Here is a 14,665-nt window from a genome sequence, read left to right on the forward strand (position 1 = left end):
TTGCGCCGTCACTCCCCCATATTGAAATAGGCCTCGAGCCGGTAGCCGTCCGGGTCGATGATGAAGGCAGCATAGTAGAACTGCCCGTAATCGGGCCGAATTCCCGGCTGCCCGTTGTCCTCGCCGCCATTTGCCAGGCTCGCAGCATGAAAGGCGTCGACCGCCGCTTTGCTCGGAGCGACGAAGCAGAAGTGCAGGCCGGATCCTCGATCCGCCGGAACCGGTCTTTCCACCTCGCTCACCCAAAAGCGTGCCCTGTCCTCGCCATAGCCAACCGTGCCGTCAAAATTAGACAGACGCTCATAACCCAGCGCGGTCAGAGCGGCATCGTAGAATTTCCGCGCCCGTTCGAGGTCTTTGACGCCAATCGACACATGATCGAACATGAAGCACTCCTCTTGTTGCCCGCTGCGGAAATGAACATAGCCAACGGCCGACGCTTCGCAAGCGCCAAGCAGCACGCTAAAGCTTATGACGGGGAGCCTCAAGTCAGCAAACCGGTAGATCGCTGCAACGCTTGTTAGATCGGCAACTCGGTCGTCGACTTCAGTTCGCGCAGGACAAAGCTGGAAACCACGTTGCGGACATGCGGATTGCGCATGAGGTGGCGGGTCATGAAAATCTCGTAGGCTTCGACGTCGCGCGCTCTAATCTTTAACATGTAGTCGAAGGTTCCCGACAGCGCATAGCACTCCATGATCTCCGGCCGGTCCCGCACGACGCTGGCAAAGGCTTCAATCGCCTCCTCGTGATGGTCCTCGAGCGTCACATGCGCGATGATGCAGAGCTTGAGGTCGAGTTTTGCCGGATCGAGCAGAGCAACCCGCTTGCGGATGACGCCCTCGGCCTCCAGTTCCTGCATCTTGCGCCAGGCGGTGCTTTGCGACATGCCGGCCTTCTCCGCCAGCGCAGCGAGCGATGAACCGTCTCCGGTCTGCACGAGTCGCAGGAGCTTGCGGGCAGCTTGCAAGCTTTCTTTCATCTTTGGCCCCCTCCCGGATTATTCTCCCATATTCTAACCATAATCCGGTAATCCCGAAATGTTTACCCGGATTTTCGTGGATATAATGGTGATCTCGCAGCCGGCGGCTGGAACACCCCGGCTCATCGGACGTAAGGACGGGAGGCCGCTCATGCCCAAGGAAAGTACCTATACGGCGAACCTGCCGGATGCGGAGGGCATCTACCATTACACGGAAGAAGAAGACCGGATCTGGAGCGAGCTCTATCAGCGCCAGATGACGCTGCTCGCCGACAAGGCCTGCCAGGAATATCTGGACGGCGTGAAGATGCTCGGATTGAAACCGGGCAAGGTTCCCCAGCTTGGCGATATCAACCGGCGCCTCAACCAGACGACCGGGTTCGGTGTGGAAGGCGTGCCTGCGCTCATCCCGCCGTCGCGTTTCTATGAATTGCTGTCGCAGGGCAAATTCCCCTTGGCGACGTTCATCCGCCGCCGCGAGCACATCGACTACATCGAGGAGCCGGATATCTTCCACGAGGTCTTCGGCCACTGCCCGCTGCTCACCCACCAGAGCTATGCAAATTTCGTTCGCCGCTTCGGCGAGAAGGCCGTTGGGCTCGGCAAGGAATACTCCTGGCACCTATTCCGTATTTTCTGGTTCACCGTCGAGTTCGGCCTCATCAACACGCCGAACGGCCGCCGCTGCTACGGCGCCGGCATCGTTTCCTCGCCAAACGAAACGCGCGCCGCGATGGAAGGCAAGGCCTGCGAATTCCGTCCGTTCGACCTGATGACGGTGCTGAGAACCCCCTATCGCATCGATATCCTGCAGCCGATCTACTACGTCATCGATAGCTTCGCGCAGCTGGAATCGATCATCGAGGAGGATATCGGCGCACCCATCAACGAGGCGAAGGCGCTCGGCGATTTTCCGCCGGCGTTCGAAGCCAAAGCGTCGTGACCGCGGCTAGCGTCTCAAAGCAGCTCAATTCGGTCGCGAGTTGATGTTAGCTTGATCGCCGGCGCTTAGAACGCGCAAGCCAGAGGAGGCAAGGATGACCAAGCTCGCACTGCATGTCGAACTGAAAGCCAGATCCGGCAAGGAAGACGAAGTCGCGGATTTTCTGAAGAGCGCCCAGGCGCTCGTCGCGGACGAACCCGAAACGACCGCGTGGTTTGCCGTGCGCTACGATCACAACACGTTTGCCATTTTCGACGCCTTCAACAGTGAGGCCGGCAGGCAGGCACATTTGAACGGCAAGGTAGCGGCGGCCTTGATGGCGCGCGCCGCTGAACTGTTTGAAACGCCACCGCAGATCAAGAACCCGGAGGTTCTGGCGGACAAACTACCCGATTGACGCTCGCCAGACGATAGGCCGGCTCCGTCCGGCCTTTCTCCTTCTCCTCTTTTCTTGTAGTCCATGTCCGATCCGCTCAGTTGAACAATCCGTTAAGAGGGGCAAGAACTTGGCGAGCAACTCCATCGACCACGCCTTCACGGCAACCAGCCTGACTTCCGCCGCCAGCGATCCAACCTTTGCCGGAGCGCTATCCTTCATGCGGCGCCGGTTCACCAAGGATCTTAATGGCGCCGACGTTGTCGTATGGGGTATTCCCTTCGATGCGGCAACGTCCAACCGACCGGGAACGCGCTTCGGACCCCAGGCGATCCGCCGCGCCTCGGCGATCTTCGACAACGATCCGCAATATCCCTTCAACCGCGACCTCTTTGCCGAGATGGCGGTTATCGACTATGGCGACTGTTTGCTCGACTACGGCAATCATCAGGAGACGCCAGCGGCGATCGAGCGGCAGGCGAAGACGATCCTCGACAGCGGTGCGTTCATGCTGACGCTCGGCGGCGACCACTACGTGACATGGCCGATCCTGAAGGCGCATGCCGCCCGGCACGGCCCACTGGCGCTGGTGCAGTTCGACGCGCATCAGGATACCTGGCTCGACGACAACAGACGCATCGACCACGGCTCCTTCGTGGCGCGTGCCGTCCGCGATGGCATCATCGATCCCGACCACTCGATCCAGATTGGCATCCGCACTCATGCGCCGGAGGATTTCGGCATCCGGATTCTCTACGGCCATGAGGTCGAAGAGATGGGGGCCGCCGAGATCGCATCGACAATCATCGCCCACACCCAGGGGCATCCATCCTATCTCACCTTCGATATCGACTGCCTCGATCCGGCCTATGCGCCGGGTACGGGCACGCCGGTTGCGGGCGGACCGTCGAGCGCCAAGATCCTTTCGGTGCTGCAGCGGCTGCAGCAGCTCGACATCCGCGGCGCGGACGTCGTCGAGGTCTCGCCGCCTTACGACCATGCGGATATCACTGCCATTGCGGGAGCAACGGTCGCGATGTATATGCTGGGCCTCCGCGCCGAGAGGCGCGCCGCGGCCCGCTAGGCCGTTATCAAACTGATTCAACTTCATGGCAAACTGAAGCCGGAAGAACTTCGAACTCATCGAAAGCGCAGGATTATCATGGCAGCAAAGATCTTCATCGATGGCGAGGCTGGAACGACGGGTCTGCAGATCCGCGAGCGTCTGGCTGAGCGCCGAGATCTTGAGTTGCTGTCGATCCCGAGCGAGAGCCGCAAGGACAAGGCCGTCCGTGCCGCCCTGCTCAACGAGGCCGATATCGCCATCCTCTGCCTGCCTGACGACGCCGCCAAGGAAAGCGTCAGCCTGATCGAGAACGACCAGACGAAGGTGATCGACGCCTCGACGGCGCACCGCGTCGCCGAAGGCTGGGCCTACGGCTTTCCGGAAATGAGCAAGGAACAGGCCGGCATCATCGCCTCGGCCAAGCGCGTCTCCAATCCGGGCTGCTGGCCGCAAGGGCCGATCGCCACGCTGCGCCCGCTTGTCGAGGCCGGTCTCGTCCCTGCCGATTTCCCGGTTACCGTCAACGGCATCACCGGTTATAGCGGCGGCGGCCGCACGATGATCGAGGATTATGTGGCCAAGGGCGAGGACGCGGCGGAATACATGCCCTACGGCCTGACCTTCAAGCACAAGCATCTGCCGGAGCTGCAGCGCTACGCCAAGCTCACGCGCGTGCCCTTCTTCCAGCCGGTCGTCGGCAATTTCGCTCAGGGTATGGTCGTCACCGTACCGCTGCAGCTCTCGCACCTGCCGAAGGTGCCGAAGGGTGCCGAGCTGCATGCCGCAATCGCCGACTACTATGCCGGTACCAAGGGCTTCGTGGAGGTCGCTCCTTTCGAAGCGCCGGAGCGCACACCGGAGCTCAACCCGGAGATCTACAACAACACCAACCGCATGCGCCTGCACGTCTTTGCCAATGACGATATGGCACAGGCGCTTCTTGTCGCCGTCTACGACAATCTCGGCAAGGGGGCCTCCGGGGCGGCCGTCCAGAACATGGACCTGATGCTGGGCGCGTGAGGATTGGGGCATTTTTTGCCCCTTCCGGCTTAAGCCAGTTCGACCTTGCGAAAGAGAAGACCTTCCGCAGGATTTGCTACATCGTGATCGCTGCATCCGCGATCTGCGGCATGCCGGTCTGCGACTGCCTGCTGCGCTGAAACCACCCGATTGCCCGCTTGCCGCGAAGGCCGTACACTTTGCGCGCGAGGGAGATTCATGACGTCAGTTTTGATCGGCATCGCTTTCACCGGGGGAACAACGGCGGTCGTGCTCGTGGCGTATTTCGCCATGCGTTTCCTCATGGGCGGCGATCCGGATGGCCGGGACCGAGAGCTTGCAAGCTCCGTCGCGACGCGCATCGCGAGCCTTCATGCCCTCATCCTGGCACTCGTCTTCGCACAGGAGATGCTGGAATATCAGGCGCTGAAGTCCGAAAGCGCGGTGGAAAGCAATGCCGTCGGCGACATCTATTACGATGCGGAGCGCTACGGCCCACAGGCGCAGGCGCCGATCCAGAAGGCGCTGGCGGACTATGTCCGCATCGTCATTAATGAGGAATGGAACGAGCTCGCGCGCACGGGAGAGCTTTCGTCGGCCGCCTGGGACCAATGGAACATCGTCTATCTGACGGCTCTCGAACTCACGCCCGCCAACGCGAAACAGGAAAGCCTGCGCAGCCACATGCTCGAGGAGATACACCTTATTTCGGAATCCCGCGACCAGCGCGAAAACAGCGGAACCGACTCCGTCAGCCCGATCTTCTGGTTTGCAGCAATCTCCGGCGTGATCTTCACCGCTATCGGCTACTACCCCTACCAGCCCGACGGTCGCAACCTGCTGCTGCTATCGATCTTCGGAGCCTTCACTGGCATCATCCTGTTCTTCATCTACGCCTTCTCGAACCCCTACAGCCCGCCAGCGACGCTGTTTCCCACCGCCTTCGAGCGATTGCAGGAGGAGATCAGCGGGCCGGATCCCTGAGGTGAAAGCTGTAGTCAGGCGTAGCGGCGATGGTCCTCGATCACCTCGTCGATGATGCTCCAGGACTTCTCGATATCTCTAGGCTTGCCCCCGACCATGCCGGCGGCCACGATCAGCGCCTTCCAGAGTGCCCAGCCGCGTCCGCGTGCCCAGGTGCTGGCATCGAGCGACAGGACGTCACGATAGGCCGCGCGGCTCCTGCCTTCGAACATCGTCCAGGCGATCACCAGATCGCAGGCCGGATCGCCGATGCCGGATGTGCCGAAATCGATGACCGCGCTAAGCCGTCCTTCGTCGACCAGAAGATTGCCGTAGGCGACATCGCCGTGAAACCAGACGGGCGGACGTTCCCATTCGGTGGACAGCGCCGCCGCCCAGATTTCCTCTGCCGCAGCCGTATCGACGCGGCCCTCCAGCATTTCGAGCGCCCGGCGCGTTTCCGCGTCATAGACCGCAAGCGCGCCGCCCCGGAAGAAATTATGCGGTCCCGCAGGCGGCCCACCGGTCGGATCGACTGAGTTTAGGGCAAGCAGAAAGCGCCCGAGATCGCCAGCGAACTCGGCAAGGTCCCGAATCCGCTCCGGAAGCGCCGCCTCGCCCTTGCGCCAGGCATAGACCGACCAGCGGAAGGGATAGCCCTCTCCCGGCTCGCCCATCGCCAGCGGCACCGGGATCGAAAGCGGCAGGTGCGGGGCGAGCCGCGGCAGCCAATACTGCTCCTTCTCGACCTGCGCGGCGTAACGTTCAGCGCTCGGCAGGCGAACAGTCATCGCCTCGCCAAGGTGGAAGGTGCGGTTGTCCCAGCCGCCGTCCGCGACGGGGCGGATCGGAAGATGTGCCCATTGCGGAAACTGGGCGGCGATCAGGCGCGCGACGAGTGTGTCGTCGATGACAAGCATGGCGTTTCCTCGGCTGAAACAACGTTTAGTCGAGATGCCGCGCTTACACCACCCTGAAGCCTGTCTCAGTCGCGACGGTCGACCGCAGTCTCGCGCGGAAATTCGCCATAGAAGCCGCGCCAGTTGGCCACCGCAAAACCGAAGACGACCAACGCGCCTGCCTGGTGCAGAAGAGCCAGGTCCAGCGGCACCTGCATGACAAGTGTCGCGATGCCGATCGCCGCTTGCAGCATCACGAGCCCAAAGAGGAGGACGGCGCGGCGGGCGTGGGTGGTTTGAGGCGCAAAGCGAAGCGCGATCACCATGTTGATGAAGGTGAGCGCAAGGAGCGTGCAGGCGCCGACGCGATGGATGAACTGAACGGTCTTCGGATTTTCGAACAAATTGATCCAGGCGGGCTGCTGGATGAAAAGATCCGACGGAATGATCGCGCCGTCCATCAGCGGCCAGGTGTTGTAGGAAAAACCTGCGTCGAGGCCTGCGACCAGTGCGCCGAGATAGATCTGGAAGAGCGAGAAGATCGCAATCACGCCGGCCCAGGTGTGCGAGCTTTTGGTCGGCGCCGGGTCGTTGGAATGCGGAGAGAGGCCGCGCATGATCCACATGCAGGAGGCAAAGATCAGGCAGGCCATGACGAGATGCGTGGCGAGACGGTATTGCGAGACGCTGGTCAGCTTGGTGAGGCCGGAAGACACCATCCACCAGCCGATGAAGCCCTGCAGTCCGCCCAACGCCAAAACGCCGACGAGCGGCCAGCGCAGCCGCTTCTCGATGCGGCCGGTGAACCAGAAGAAGATGAGCGGCAGGGCAAAGACGACGCCGATCGAGCGGGCCAGCAAACGATGCGCCCATTCCCACCAGAAAATCGATTTGAACTCGTCGACCGTCATATCGCTGTTCAGCTGCTGGAATTGCGGGATGCGCTGGTAGAGCTCGAATTCCTCCTGCCATTCGGCGGCGCTCAGCGGCGGAATGACGCCGTGGATCGGCTGCCATTCCGTGATCGAGAGGCCGGAATTGGTAAGACGCGTCGCGCCGCCGACGAGCACAAGACAGAAGAGTGCGAGCAGCACGAAGCCAAGCCAGAGGCGCAGCCCGCGGCGGTTCCGGTCCTGCTTGCGGACCTTGCTCAAGATCGCCTGTTCCGTGGTCAAGTTCGCGACGGTCATGACTGCTCCTTCTTTCCGGCAGTTGATTTGCCCCACCGGCTCATGCAAAACAAGCCCCGAGCCTTTGCGGCATGCGGTCGCGCTGGCCATTCAGCCATCCGGAACATAAATCATGCCCATCCGCCTGCGCAAACTCATCGGTACGATCCTCATCGTCGTCCTCGTGCTGCTTTATGCGCTGCTGGCGAACACGATCGCGGTGGTAACGCTCGCGGACGCGCCGTCCTGGGCCCAATTTCTCTACTTCTTGCTCACCGGCCTGCTCTGGGTTCTGCCGGCCATGCTGATCATCAAATGGATGGCCGGCCCGAAGGCGAAATGAAGGCGTTAACGCCGGAATAACCGTGATCCGCGGAAAAACCGCTCTCACCACTTCCGTTTAAGCCAAATGAAGCCGCTCGTCCGTTAGGCTTCCGGCCAAGCCATCTTGACCGGAGAAGACGCGTGCAGACGCAAAAGCTCGATACCTATCAACAGGTGCCTGACGAAGCGGCGCGAACCGATGCGAGCATTTCGAGCCTCCTATCGGCGAGCGCCAAGCTGGCGATCGCCGAACTCGAGGTCGTAGCCTTCGACACAATGGCTCAGCTGGAAAAGGATTGGCGCGCATTGGAGCGCGACAATCTGGTGTCACTCCATCAAGGCTATGACTGGTGCAATGCATGGGTCAGCGCCTACCGGCGGCCGCTCGCGATCCTGCGCGGAAGCTGCCATGGCGAAACGGCCTTCATCCTCCCTGCCGAAATCGAACATTCCCACGGCGTGCGGATCGCGAGATTCATCGGCGCCGATCACAGCAACATCAATACCGGGCTTTTTTCGACACGGTTTCTAGCCGGCATGGACGTTCTCGATCCGCGCCGCTTTGCCGAGAGCCTTCGACAGGCGCTTCGTGGAAAGGCCGATCTGCTGCTTTTGCAGAACATCCCGCTGAAATGGCGCGGCCGGAAGAATCCGCTCGGCCTTCTGCCCATGGTGCAGAACCAGAACCATGCCTATCAGCTGCCGCTGCTTGAAAACTTCGAGACAACGCTCAAGCAATTGAATGCCAAGAGCCGCCGAAAGAAATTTCGCGTCCAGTCGAAACGGCTCGAGGCCCTCGGCGGCTTCGACTATACCGACGGCGGGTCGTCCAGCGAACAGCACGCCTTTCTCGACCGGTTCTTTGCGCAAAAAGCCGAACGCTTCAAGGCATTCGGGCAGCCGGACGTCTTCGCTGATACGGAAACGCGCGCGTTCCTCCACGGTCTGATCGATGTTCGCGACGGCGGCGGCTTCGGGCTCCAGATGCACGCGCTTCGCCTGAAGGGCGAGAACGAAGGACATATCGCGGCGCTCTCCGGCATCTCGCGCAAGGGAGATCATGTGATCTGCCAGTTCAGCTCGATCGACGAGCGTCTGGCGGCGGAGGCAAGCCCGGGGGAATTCCTCTATTGGCAGATGATCTCCGGCCTGCATGGGAAGGGCGTCGCGCTTTTCGACTTCGGCCTCGGCGATCAGATCTACAAGCGCTCCTGGGCACCGGTGGAGACGGATCACCATGACGTGGTGCTGCCGATCTCGCGGATCGGAAGCATCGCAGGCTTGGCGCACCGCGCGGTGACACGCAGCAAGGCCTATATCAAGGCGCGGCCCGGCCTCTATAAATTCGCTCAACGCCTAAGGGCAAAGTTCGGGAGCTAGGGCGCTCTTATTTCGTGACATGGTCAATCAGGAAATCAAAGAAGTCGTCATAGCGCGCCGGAATGCGTGCTGCACCATCGAGAAGGGTTATCGCCTGCCCGTTTTCTTTGGCGACCTTCTCAAATCCAGCCCCGAATTTCGGACTGTGAACGAGCGACATGTGATCGGTTGACTGATCCTGCAGTTCTTTGGAATACAAAAGCACGATTGGAGGCGAGTCCGCGCCCACCAAATGTGACGGCGACAGCGCCATGATGGCATCGAGGAACTTGCTCCGTTGCGCCAGAAATGACTGAAAATCAGCCTCCGGCAGGCCAAAGGCATGTCCGCCGTAGTCGATCGACGGACTGACCCAATCGCGCATTTCAAAGGGATCGATCGTCGTTTGCGCATCGATCCCGCCCACAGCCTTGATCGGTGAAGGGTGCTCCTTCTCGACCGACAAGGCGAGCCAAAGTGCATTGAATCCGCCCGCTGAATCGCCCCATACGGCAAGCCGTGTGTTGTCGATACCCATGCTCCTTCCGTTCTTCAGGAGATATTGGTAGGCGGATCTGGTGTCATCGAGCGGGGCCAGCACAGGCGGGAATATCCCGTCGCGTTTTGCCGCGATCAGATTGCGATAGTTGATAGCGACGACCGCGGCTCCCTTCGACACCATGTAATCTATTGTATCGTCGGTGAGAAACTTCTTGTCGCCGTTCCACCACCCGCCGCCGTGGACATAGATGATTGCCGGAAACGGTCCCTCGCCGGGTGGCTTATAGAGATCCATTCGATTGCTGGGATCAGCTCCATAGGCGATGTCCTTAACGTCTCTGCGATTGGCGTCGGACGACGCGAGAAGAACGTGCCATCCCGGCGCCAGCCAGAAGGACACGAGCCCGGCCAGTGCCAGCACCACGGCAATGCGTCCACTTAATCTAGAAAACACGCTATATATCTCGCATCTTGCCATCTGCATGATGGCAAAAAATATTTCATAGACAACATAGTGTCAGCATGAATATAAACTCACCTCCAATCAATTCAAATAGATATTCTTTCTACTACTATTCTGGAGCGATGACGGTCTGAAGCATGAAGAAAACACATTATTATGTGATAGATCTAGTCAGAATTTATGCTGCCGCCTTGGTTCTACTGTACCATTTCGCGACATTCGACCTGCCTGAAGCGAGCGGGCGCGTCTTCCCGTTCCTCTGGTGCTTCGATGGGGTCGGCGATGTCGGTGTGGAAATCTTTTTCGTGATTTCGGGCTTCGTGATCTCCATGAGTGCTGAGGGCGCACGCAGCTTGGCAGGCGCCTTGCGTTTCATGCACTTGCGGGCTGTCCGAATTTTGCCGGCCCTGTGGATTTCCAGCCTGATCGCATTTGCGGCATTGGCGTTTGCAGGCGAAGAGATTGGGTCGCTGGTCCCACCGCTCATCCGCTCTTCGGTTCTTTCGCCAATCGGGCCTTACATCGACGGCGTCGTGTGGTCCCTCGTCGTCGAAGCGGTCTTCTATCTCATGGTGGGGATTACGATCGTCTTTGCGCCGCGCGTTTCCCTGGAAAGCCTCGCAAAAATCCTCTGCGCCATAAGCACGCTCTATCTCGTGGTCTGGTCGGTGGCATTTCTGCTCGACAAGGAGCTGTTTGCGGCCCTTTCGCGCTTTCCTTCGAAGGTTTTTCTCCTGCGCTATGGCGTATTCTTCGCGCTGGGAATGTTTCTGTGGCTCAGGCTCCGCGGCAGTCGCTCCGTGACTGAAAACGGCCTAACCCTTCTCGCGGGTTCCATGTGCCTTGTCGAAATTTTCGTTGGCAGGGTTTTCTTGTGGGGGACCGGCACGGCAGCCGCCCTGCTCTGGCTGACGGCTGTCGGCCTCATGGTGCTGTGCATCACCCATTCAGACAGATTCGAAGTCCAGTTCAGCGACCTGCAGCGGAAAACGGTCCGATATCTCGGGAGCTTGAGCTACGCCCTATACCTTAATCACTACACCTTCGGCGGCTCGATCGTGCAGTCGTTGGCCACGGTACTACCGCCCGTTTCCCCGGCATCGATGAGCCTGCTGTTCTGTGCCTCGATCGCTTGCGTGCTGCTGATTTCCTGCTTCGTCACGTCTGCGGAACGCGTCGTCAAAAGGCCGCTCATGTTGCTGCGCGAGCCGCAGTTGCGATCGAACTAGAGGCGACAGATCCAACTAGGCCGCGTGGCGCGACAGGTCTTCCATCACCGTCTCGCCGCCCGACATCAGCACGACGCGCTCATAGCCGGCCTTCTCGAAGGCCGTCATCGCCGAGACGAACTCCTCTTCGATCACTTCCGGCATCGAAAGGATGATTTCGACATCCTTCCTGCGTGTCAGACGCGAGACGCCGGCAACGTCGGCCGCGCCGCATTCGACGATGACGAGATCGTAGGCGGAAACCAGAGCATCGAGAAGCAGGGAAAGCCGGTCTGCACCGCGCATCGCCTTGCGGACGTCGCTGGTGCCCTGCGGGATCAGATGGGCATCGGTGTAACGGTCACCATGGATCGTATCGCCGAAAGCGGCAGTGCCGCACAACAGATCGGTGACGCCGGGCGCATCCTGATCTTCAGCCATCAGCTCGGTCGGATAGCCGGATCCGGTCATGTCCACGAGAACCACGCGCTGGCCGGCATCGGCAAGGCTCCGGGCAAGCGAAACGGTTGCGGCAGAGCCATCGTCACCGGTCGGTGATATGGCAATGGCGAGCGGGGCGCGGCTGCCGATCAGGTATTCCGCGACCGATCCGATCGAAAACTCGTTTTCTTCCTCGGGCGGCGCAGCCTGCTCTGCAGGCGCGTCTTCCTCCGGCTCCTCCTCGACGGGTGCTGACAGCATGCTGGGGGCGACATCGCGCTTGGCTTTCGGTGCGGCGACGGCCTGCTCTTCGTCCTCGATTCGCGCAGCCGGCATGACGCCGCCCTCGACCGGGCGCAAAGCGCGACCACTGAAAAGCTCGGCGAGCATGATGACGATCGAGCTCATGAGCAGCGTCGCGACGGCGACGACGATCACGATCGGCACGACCTTCGGGAAATAGGGATCGACGGGCTCGATGGCGCGGGAGACGATGCGGGCATCGGCCGGGCTCGAATTTTTGTCGGCGCGGGATGCGGCTTCGCGATAGCGTACGAGATAGGTTTCGAGCAGTTGGCGCTGGGCGTTTGCCTCGCGCTGCAGGGCATTCAGGCCGACCTCGTCCTCGCCCGCCTGGGCGCTGTTTGCCTGCAGCGTGCCGGACTGGCGCTCGAGCTCGGTAGCGCGAAGATCGGCGACTTTCGCTTCGTTCTCAATGCTGGCCAGAATTTTCTGCGTTTCCTGGTGGATCTGCGTCTTGATGTCGGCAAGCTGGGCGCGCAGGCTTTTCAGCCTCGGATGATTGTTGAGCAGCGTCGTGCTGAGATCGGAAATCTGAGACTGGAGACCGGATTCAGTTGCCTTAAGCCGCTGCATGGACTGCGAAGACATGATGTCCGGCAGCGTATCCGAAGCCTCGCCCGAGGAGAGAGCATTGCGGACGGCCTGGGCGCGCGCCTCCGCATTCGCCTTTTCGCCGCGAACACGCGTAAGCTCGGCGGAAATATCGTTCAGTTGCTGGGTCGGAAAATTGCTGCCGCCATTGGTCGGCAGGAGGCCGTGCTTGGCCCGGTATTCGGCGACCTTCTGTTCGGCATCATTCACTTTCTGGCGCAGGCTTTCGATCTCCGGTTCCAGCCAACGGGTGGCTTCGGAATTCGTATCGAGCTTCGCGCCGCTCTGCGTGGCGAGATAGGCGCTCGCCATGGCGTTCGGAATGCGGGCGGCGAGCTTCGGGTCCTTCGACGCGAAGGCGATGCCGATGACGCGCGAACCGGGAACCTGAAAAACCTGGAGGCGCTCCGTGAACGCATCGATCACACGTTCCTCGGGCGGGTTTTCGAGCGGGTTCTTCTTGATATGCAGCGCGACGAGAATGTCGGTCAGCGCAGAGCCGTTGGCGGCATCATCAAACTCAGGCAGGTCGTACAGCTTCTCGCTATTGATGACCTTCTTGATGAGATCGGCCGACTGCAGAAGCTGCACCTGGCTGGCGATATTCAGCTCGTCGAGCAGTGGTCCGGCGTTGCCGTCGTTCGATTGCGTGGTGTTGGCGAAAGCCGGTGCGCGTGGTTCGATCAGCAGACGCGTCTCGCCGCGGTACTGCGGCGAGATCATCTTGGCGCCCGCAAAGGCAACCCCTGCCCCGATCAGCGTAATCGCGACAACCTTCAGCCGGCGCGCCCAAACGGCGCGGACAAGCTGGCCAAGGTCGATGTCCACATCCTGATTACCCGCTACGCCGGACATACTCGTACTCCAAGAACAAACACGGTGCGAAGCGTAAACGACTACGGTAACCCAACGGTTAATGTCGCCAGGCCCAAACAAGCCCGGACTGATCGGGCAGAATCCAAAAAATCACGCGCGTTTTTACCGCGCATTAACCCTAACGGATTGATAACGGCAGCACCGAGTTCATTTCCTGTGAGCCTATGCGGATGCCTTTCGCCCAGCCCAAGACGCTTCTGGCCCTGAGCCTTGTCGCCATGACTGCGGCGGTGAGCGGCTGCACCACCTATCAGCCCGCACCGAGAGCCTTCAATCAGGCCACGATACAGCCCTATTCGCTCGACAGCGGTGACCGCCTGCGCATCACGGTTTTCGATCAGCCCAGCATGACCAACACCTACATGGTCGATCAGGCTGGCTACATCGCCTTCCCGCTGATCGGGCAAGTGCCTGCGCGCGGACGCACGCTGCAGCAGCTGTCCGGCCAGATCGCCCAGAAGCTGAAACAGGGTTACCTGCGCGATCCCGACGTGACGATCGACGTCGACCGCTATCGCTCGGTCTTCATCATGGGCGAAGTCGGTCAGCCGGGCCAGTATTCCTATGTGCCGGGCATGACCGTGCAGAACGCGATCGCCGTTGCCGGTGGCTTCACCGCGCGCGCCAATCAGCGCATGGTCGATGTCACGCGCAAGATCAACGGCCAGGTGCTGACCGGGCGCGTCAACATTTCGTCCTCGATCATTGCCGGCGACACGATCTATGTCCGTGAACGGCTGTTCTGATCGCTGATGGCAGAACAGAAACCGCTCCGCATCCTCCATTGCTTCAGGTCCCCGGTCGGCGGAATATTCCGCCATGTCCGCGACCTGGTGGAGGAGCACAGCAGGGCCGGCCACGAGGTCGGCATTCTCTGCGACAGCTCCACAGGCGGCGAGCATGAGGATCGCCTTTTCGACGATATCCGTCCCTACCTCTCGCTCGGCCTGACGCGTATGCCGATCCGGCGCTCCATCGCGCTCTCGGATATCGGCGTCATATGGGAAACTTACAAGAACATCAAAAGTTTGCGGCCGGATGTGCTGCACGGGCACGGCGCCAAAGGCGGCGTGCTTGCGCGCCTTGTCGGCTCAGCCTTGCGGGTAAACAGGTATCGCGTTGCCCGCCTCTATACTGCGCATGGCGGAAGCCTGCATTATTCCCGCTCGTCGTTCGGCGGACAGTTCGTGCTCCGGATGGAG

16 protein-coding genes are annotated in these 14,665 nt (G+C 60.6%); 10 read left to right on the forward strand and 6 right to left on the reverse strand.

Annotation, left to right across the window (positions count from 1 at the left end):
• Nucleotides 1-8: 8 nt before the first annotated feature.
• Both ACPYOJ_RS23355 and ACPYOJ_RS23360 read right to left on the reverse strand, forming a co-directional pair.
• The gene (locus tag ACPYOJ_RS23355) at nucleotides 9-386 is read right to left on the reverse strand and encodes a VOC family protein (protein WP_168829170.1); all 378 of its coding nucleotides are present in this window, start codon (nucleotides 384-386) and stop codon (nucleotides 9-11) included.
• Nucleotides 387-520: 134 nt separating this feature from the next.
• Nucleotides 521-982 (reverse strand): Lrp/AsnC family transcriptional regulator, encoded by a 462-nt coding sequence (locus tag ACPYOJ_RS23360; RefSeq protein WP_481418359.1) that lies wholly within the window; start codon nucleotides 980-982, stop codon nucleotides 521-523.
• A 151-nt stretch (nucleotides 983-1,133) separates the two neighbouring features.
• On the opposite strand from ACPYOJ_RS23360, the gene ACPYOJ_RS23365 reads away from it, so the two are divergent.
• The 5 genes from ACPYOJ_RS23365 (at nucleotide 1,134) to ACPYOJ_RS23385 (ending at nucleotide 5,350) form a co-directional block, all read left to right on the forward strand.
• Nucleotides 1,134-1,925 (forward strand): phenylalanine 4-monooxygenase, encoded by a 792-nt coding sequence (locus tag ACPYOJ_RS23365; protein WP_481418360.1) that lies wholly within the window; start codon nucleotides 1,134-1,136, stop codon nucleotides 1,923-1,925.
• 94 nt (nucleotides 1,926-2,019) lie between these two features.
• Nucleotides 2,020-2,322 carry a putative quinol monooxygenase gene (locus ACPYOJ_RS23370; protein ID WP_481418361.1) on the forward strand — a complete coding sequence of 101 codons (303 nt, stop codon included), beginning with the start codon at nucleotides 2,020-2,022 and terminating at the stop codon, nucleotides 2,320-2,322.
• A gap of 109 nt (nucleotides 2,323-2,431) precedes the next feature.
• The gene (gene speB / locus ACPYOJ_RS23375) at nucleotides 2,432-3,385 is read left to right on the forward strand and encodes an agmatinase (protein WP_481418362.1); all 954 of its coding nucleotides are present in this window, start codon (nucleotides 2,432-2,434) and stop codon (nucleotides 3,383-3,385) included.
• Between the two features lie 78 nt (nucleotides 3,386-3,463).
• Nucleotides 3,464-4,387: an N-acetyl-gamma-glutamyl-phosphate reductase gene (argC, locus tag ACPYOJ_RS23380; RefSeq protein ID WP_481418363.1), complete on the forward strand. Its 924-nt coding sequence runs from the start codon at nucleotides 3,464-3,466 to the stop codon at nucleotides 4,385-4,387.
• 198 nt (nucleotides 4,388-4,585) lie between these two features.
• Entirely contained in the window at nucleotides 4,586-5,350 is a 765-nt protein-coding gene (locus ACPYOJ_RS23385) for a bestrophin-like domain (protein WP_481418364.1), read from the forward strand.
• A gap of 14 nt (nucleotides 5,351-5,364) precedes the next feature.
• Here the strand turns inward: ACPYOJ_RS23385 and ACPYOJ_RS23390 are convergent, their stop codons facing one another.
• Nucleotides 5,365-6,249, reverse strand: a complete 885-nt coding sequence (locus ACPYOJ_RS23390; RefSeq protein ID WP_481418365.1) for an aminoglycoside phosphotransferase family protein — start codon at nucleotides 6,247-6,249, stop codon at nucleotides 5,365-5,367.
• Nucleotides 6,250-6,314: 65 nt separating this feature from the next.
• Entirely contained in the window at nucleotides 6,315-7,418 is a 1,104-nt protein-coding gene (locus ACPYOJ_RS23395; RefSeq protein WP_481418366.1) for a COX15/CtaA family protein, read from the reverse strand.
• Nucleotides 7,419-7,530: 112 nt separating this feature from the next.
• Between ACPYOJ_RS23395 and ACPYOJ_RS23400 the strand changes: the two genes are divergently transcribed.
• Both ACPYOJ_RS23400 and ACPYOJ_RS23405 read left to right on the forward strand, forming a co-directional pair.
• Nucleotides 7,531-7,740, forward strand: coding sequence for a DUF2842 domain-containing protein (locus ACPYOJ_RS23400; RefSeq protein ID WP_168829161.1), 210 nt, complete (start codon nucleotides 7,531-7,533; stop codon nucleotides 7,738-7,740).
• A 122-nt stretch (nucleotides 7,741-7,862) separates the two neighbouring features.
• On the forward strand, nucleotides 7,863-9,101 hold the full coding sequence (locus ACPYOJ_RS23405) for a GNAT family N-acetyltransferase (RefSeq protein ID WP_481418367.1): 1,239 nt from the start codon (nucleotides 7,863-7,865) through the stop codon (nucleotides 9,099-9,101).
• 7 nt (nucleotides 9,102-9,108) lie between these two features.
• Here ACPYOJ_RS23405 and ACPYOJ_RS23410 read toward each other — a convergent pair whose 3' ends face one another.
• Nucleotides 9,109-10,035 (reverse strand): alpha/beta hydrolase, encoded by a 927-nt coding sequence (locus ACPYOJ_RS23410; RefSeq protein ID WP_481418368.1) that lies wholly within the window; start codon nucleotides 10,033-10,035, stop codon nucleotides 9,109-9,111.
• A gap of 146 nt (nucleotides 10,036-10,181) precedes the next feature.
• Here ACPYOJ_RS23410 and ACPYOJ_RS23415 point away from each other — a divergent pair, with 146 nt between their 5' ends.
• Complete coding sequence (locus ACPYOJ_RS23415; protein ID WP_481418369.1) at nucleotides 10,182-11,273, forward strand: acyltransferase family protein; 1,092 nt, start codon at nucleotides 10,182-10,184, stop codon at nucleotides 11,271-11,273.
• Between the two features lie 15 nt (nucleotides 11,274-11,288).
• On the opposite strand, the gene ACPYOJ_RS23420 is transcribed toward ACPYOJ_RS23415, so the two are convergent.
• Entirely contained in the window at nucleotides 11,289-13,442 is a 2,154-nt protein-coding gene (locus tag ACPYOJ_RS23420) for a GumC family protein (RefSeq protein ID WP_481418370.1), read from the reverse strand.
• Nucleotides 13,443-13,633: 191 nt separating this feature from the next.
• Between ACPYOJ_RS23420 and ACPYOJ_RS23425 the strand changes: the two genes are divergently transcribed.
• Together ACPYOJ_RS23425 and ACPYOJ_RS23430 are read left to right on the forward strand one after the other, a co-directional pair.
• The gene (locus ACPYOJ_RS23425; RefSeq protein ID WP_168829156.1) at nucleotides 13,634-14,209 is read left to right on the forward strand and encodes a polysaccharide biosynthesis/export family protein; all 576 of its coding nucleotides are present in this window, start codon (nucleotides 13,634-13,636) and stop codon (nucleotides 14,207-14,209) included.
• A gap of 6 nt (nucleotides 14,210-14,215) precedes the next feature.
• On the forward strand, nucleotides 14,216-14,665 hold a 450-nt coding region (locus tag ACPYOJ_RS23430; RefSeq protein ID WP_481418371.1), incomplete at its 3' end, for a glycosyltransferase.

This window comes from Rhizobium sp. SVR5-9E (genome assembly GCF_056755095.1).

What these genes read in the sequence shown, in the direction of transcription:
- ACPYOJ_RS23415 (WP_481418369.1), top strand. Translation starts at nt 10,182, where the DNA reads ATGAAGAAAACACATTATTATGTGATAGATCTAGTCAGAATTTATGCT.
- ACPYOJ_RS23425 (WP_168829156.1), top strand. Translation starts at nt 13,634, where the DNA reads ATGCCTTTCGCCCAGCCCAAGACGCTTCTGGCCCTGAGCCTTGTCGCC.
- ACPYOJ_RS23365 (WP_481418360.1), top strand. Translation starts at nt 1,134, where the DNA reads ATGCCCAAGGAAAGTACCTATACGGCGAACCTGCCGGATGCGGAGGGC.
- argC (WP_481418363.1), top strand. Translation starts at nt 3,464, where the DNA reads ATGGCAGCAAAGATCTTCATCGATGGCGAGGCTGGAACGACGGGTCTG.
- ACPYOJ_RS23420 (WP_481418370.1), bottom strand. Translation starts at nt 13,442, where the DNA reads ATGTCCGGCGTAGCGGGTAATCAGGATGTGGACATCGACCTTGGCCAG.
- ACPYOJ_RS23395 (WP_481418366.1), bottom strand. Translation starts at nt 7,418, where the DNA reads ATGACCGTCGCGAACTTGACCACGGAACAGGCGATCTTGAGCAAGGTC.
- ACPYOJ_RS23360 (WP_481418359.1), bottom strand. Translation starts at nt 982, where the DNA reads ATGAAAGAAAGCTTGCAAGCTGCCCGCAAGCTCCTGCGACTCGTGCAG.
- ACPYOJ_RS23400 (WP_168829161.1), top strand. Translation starts at nt 7,531, where the DNA reads ATGCCCATCCGCCTGCGCAAACTCATCGGTACGATCCTCATCGTCGTC.
- ACPYOJ_RS23390 (WP_481418365.1), bottom strand. Translation starts at nt 6,249, where the DNA reads ATGCTTGTCATCGACGACACACTCGTCGCGCGCCTGATCGCCGCCCAG.
- ACPYOJ_RS23385 (WP_481418364.1), top strand. Translation starts at nt 4,586, where the DNA reads ATGACGTCAGTTTTGATCGGCATCGCTTTCACCGGGGGAACAACGGCG.
- ACPYOJ_RS23355 (WP_168829170.1), bottom strand. Translation starts at nt 386, where the DNA reads ATGTTCGATCATGTGTCGATTGGCGTCAAAGACCTCGAACGGGCGCGG.
- ACPYOJ_RS23370 (WP_481418361.1), top strand. Translation starts at nt 2,020, where the DNA reads ATGACCAAGCTCGCACTGCATGTCGAACTGAAAGCCAGATCCGGCAAG.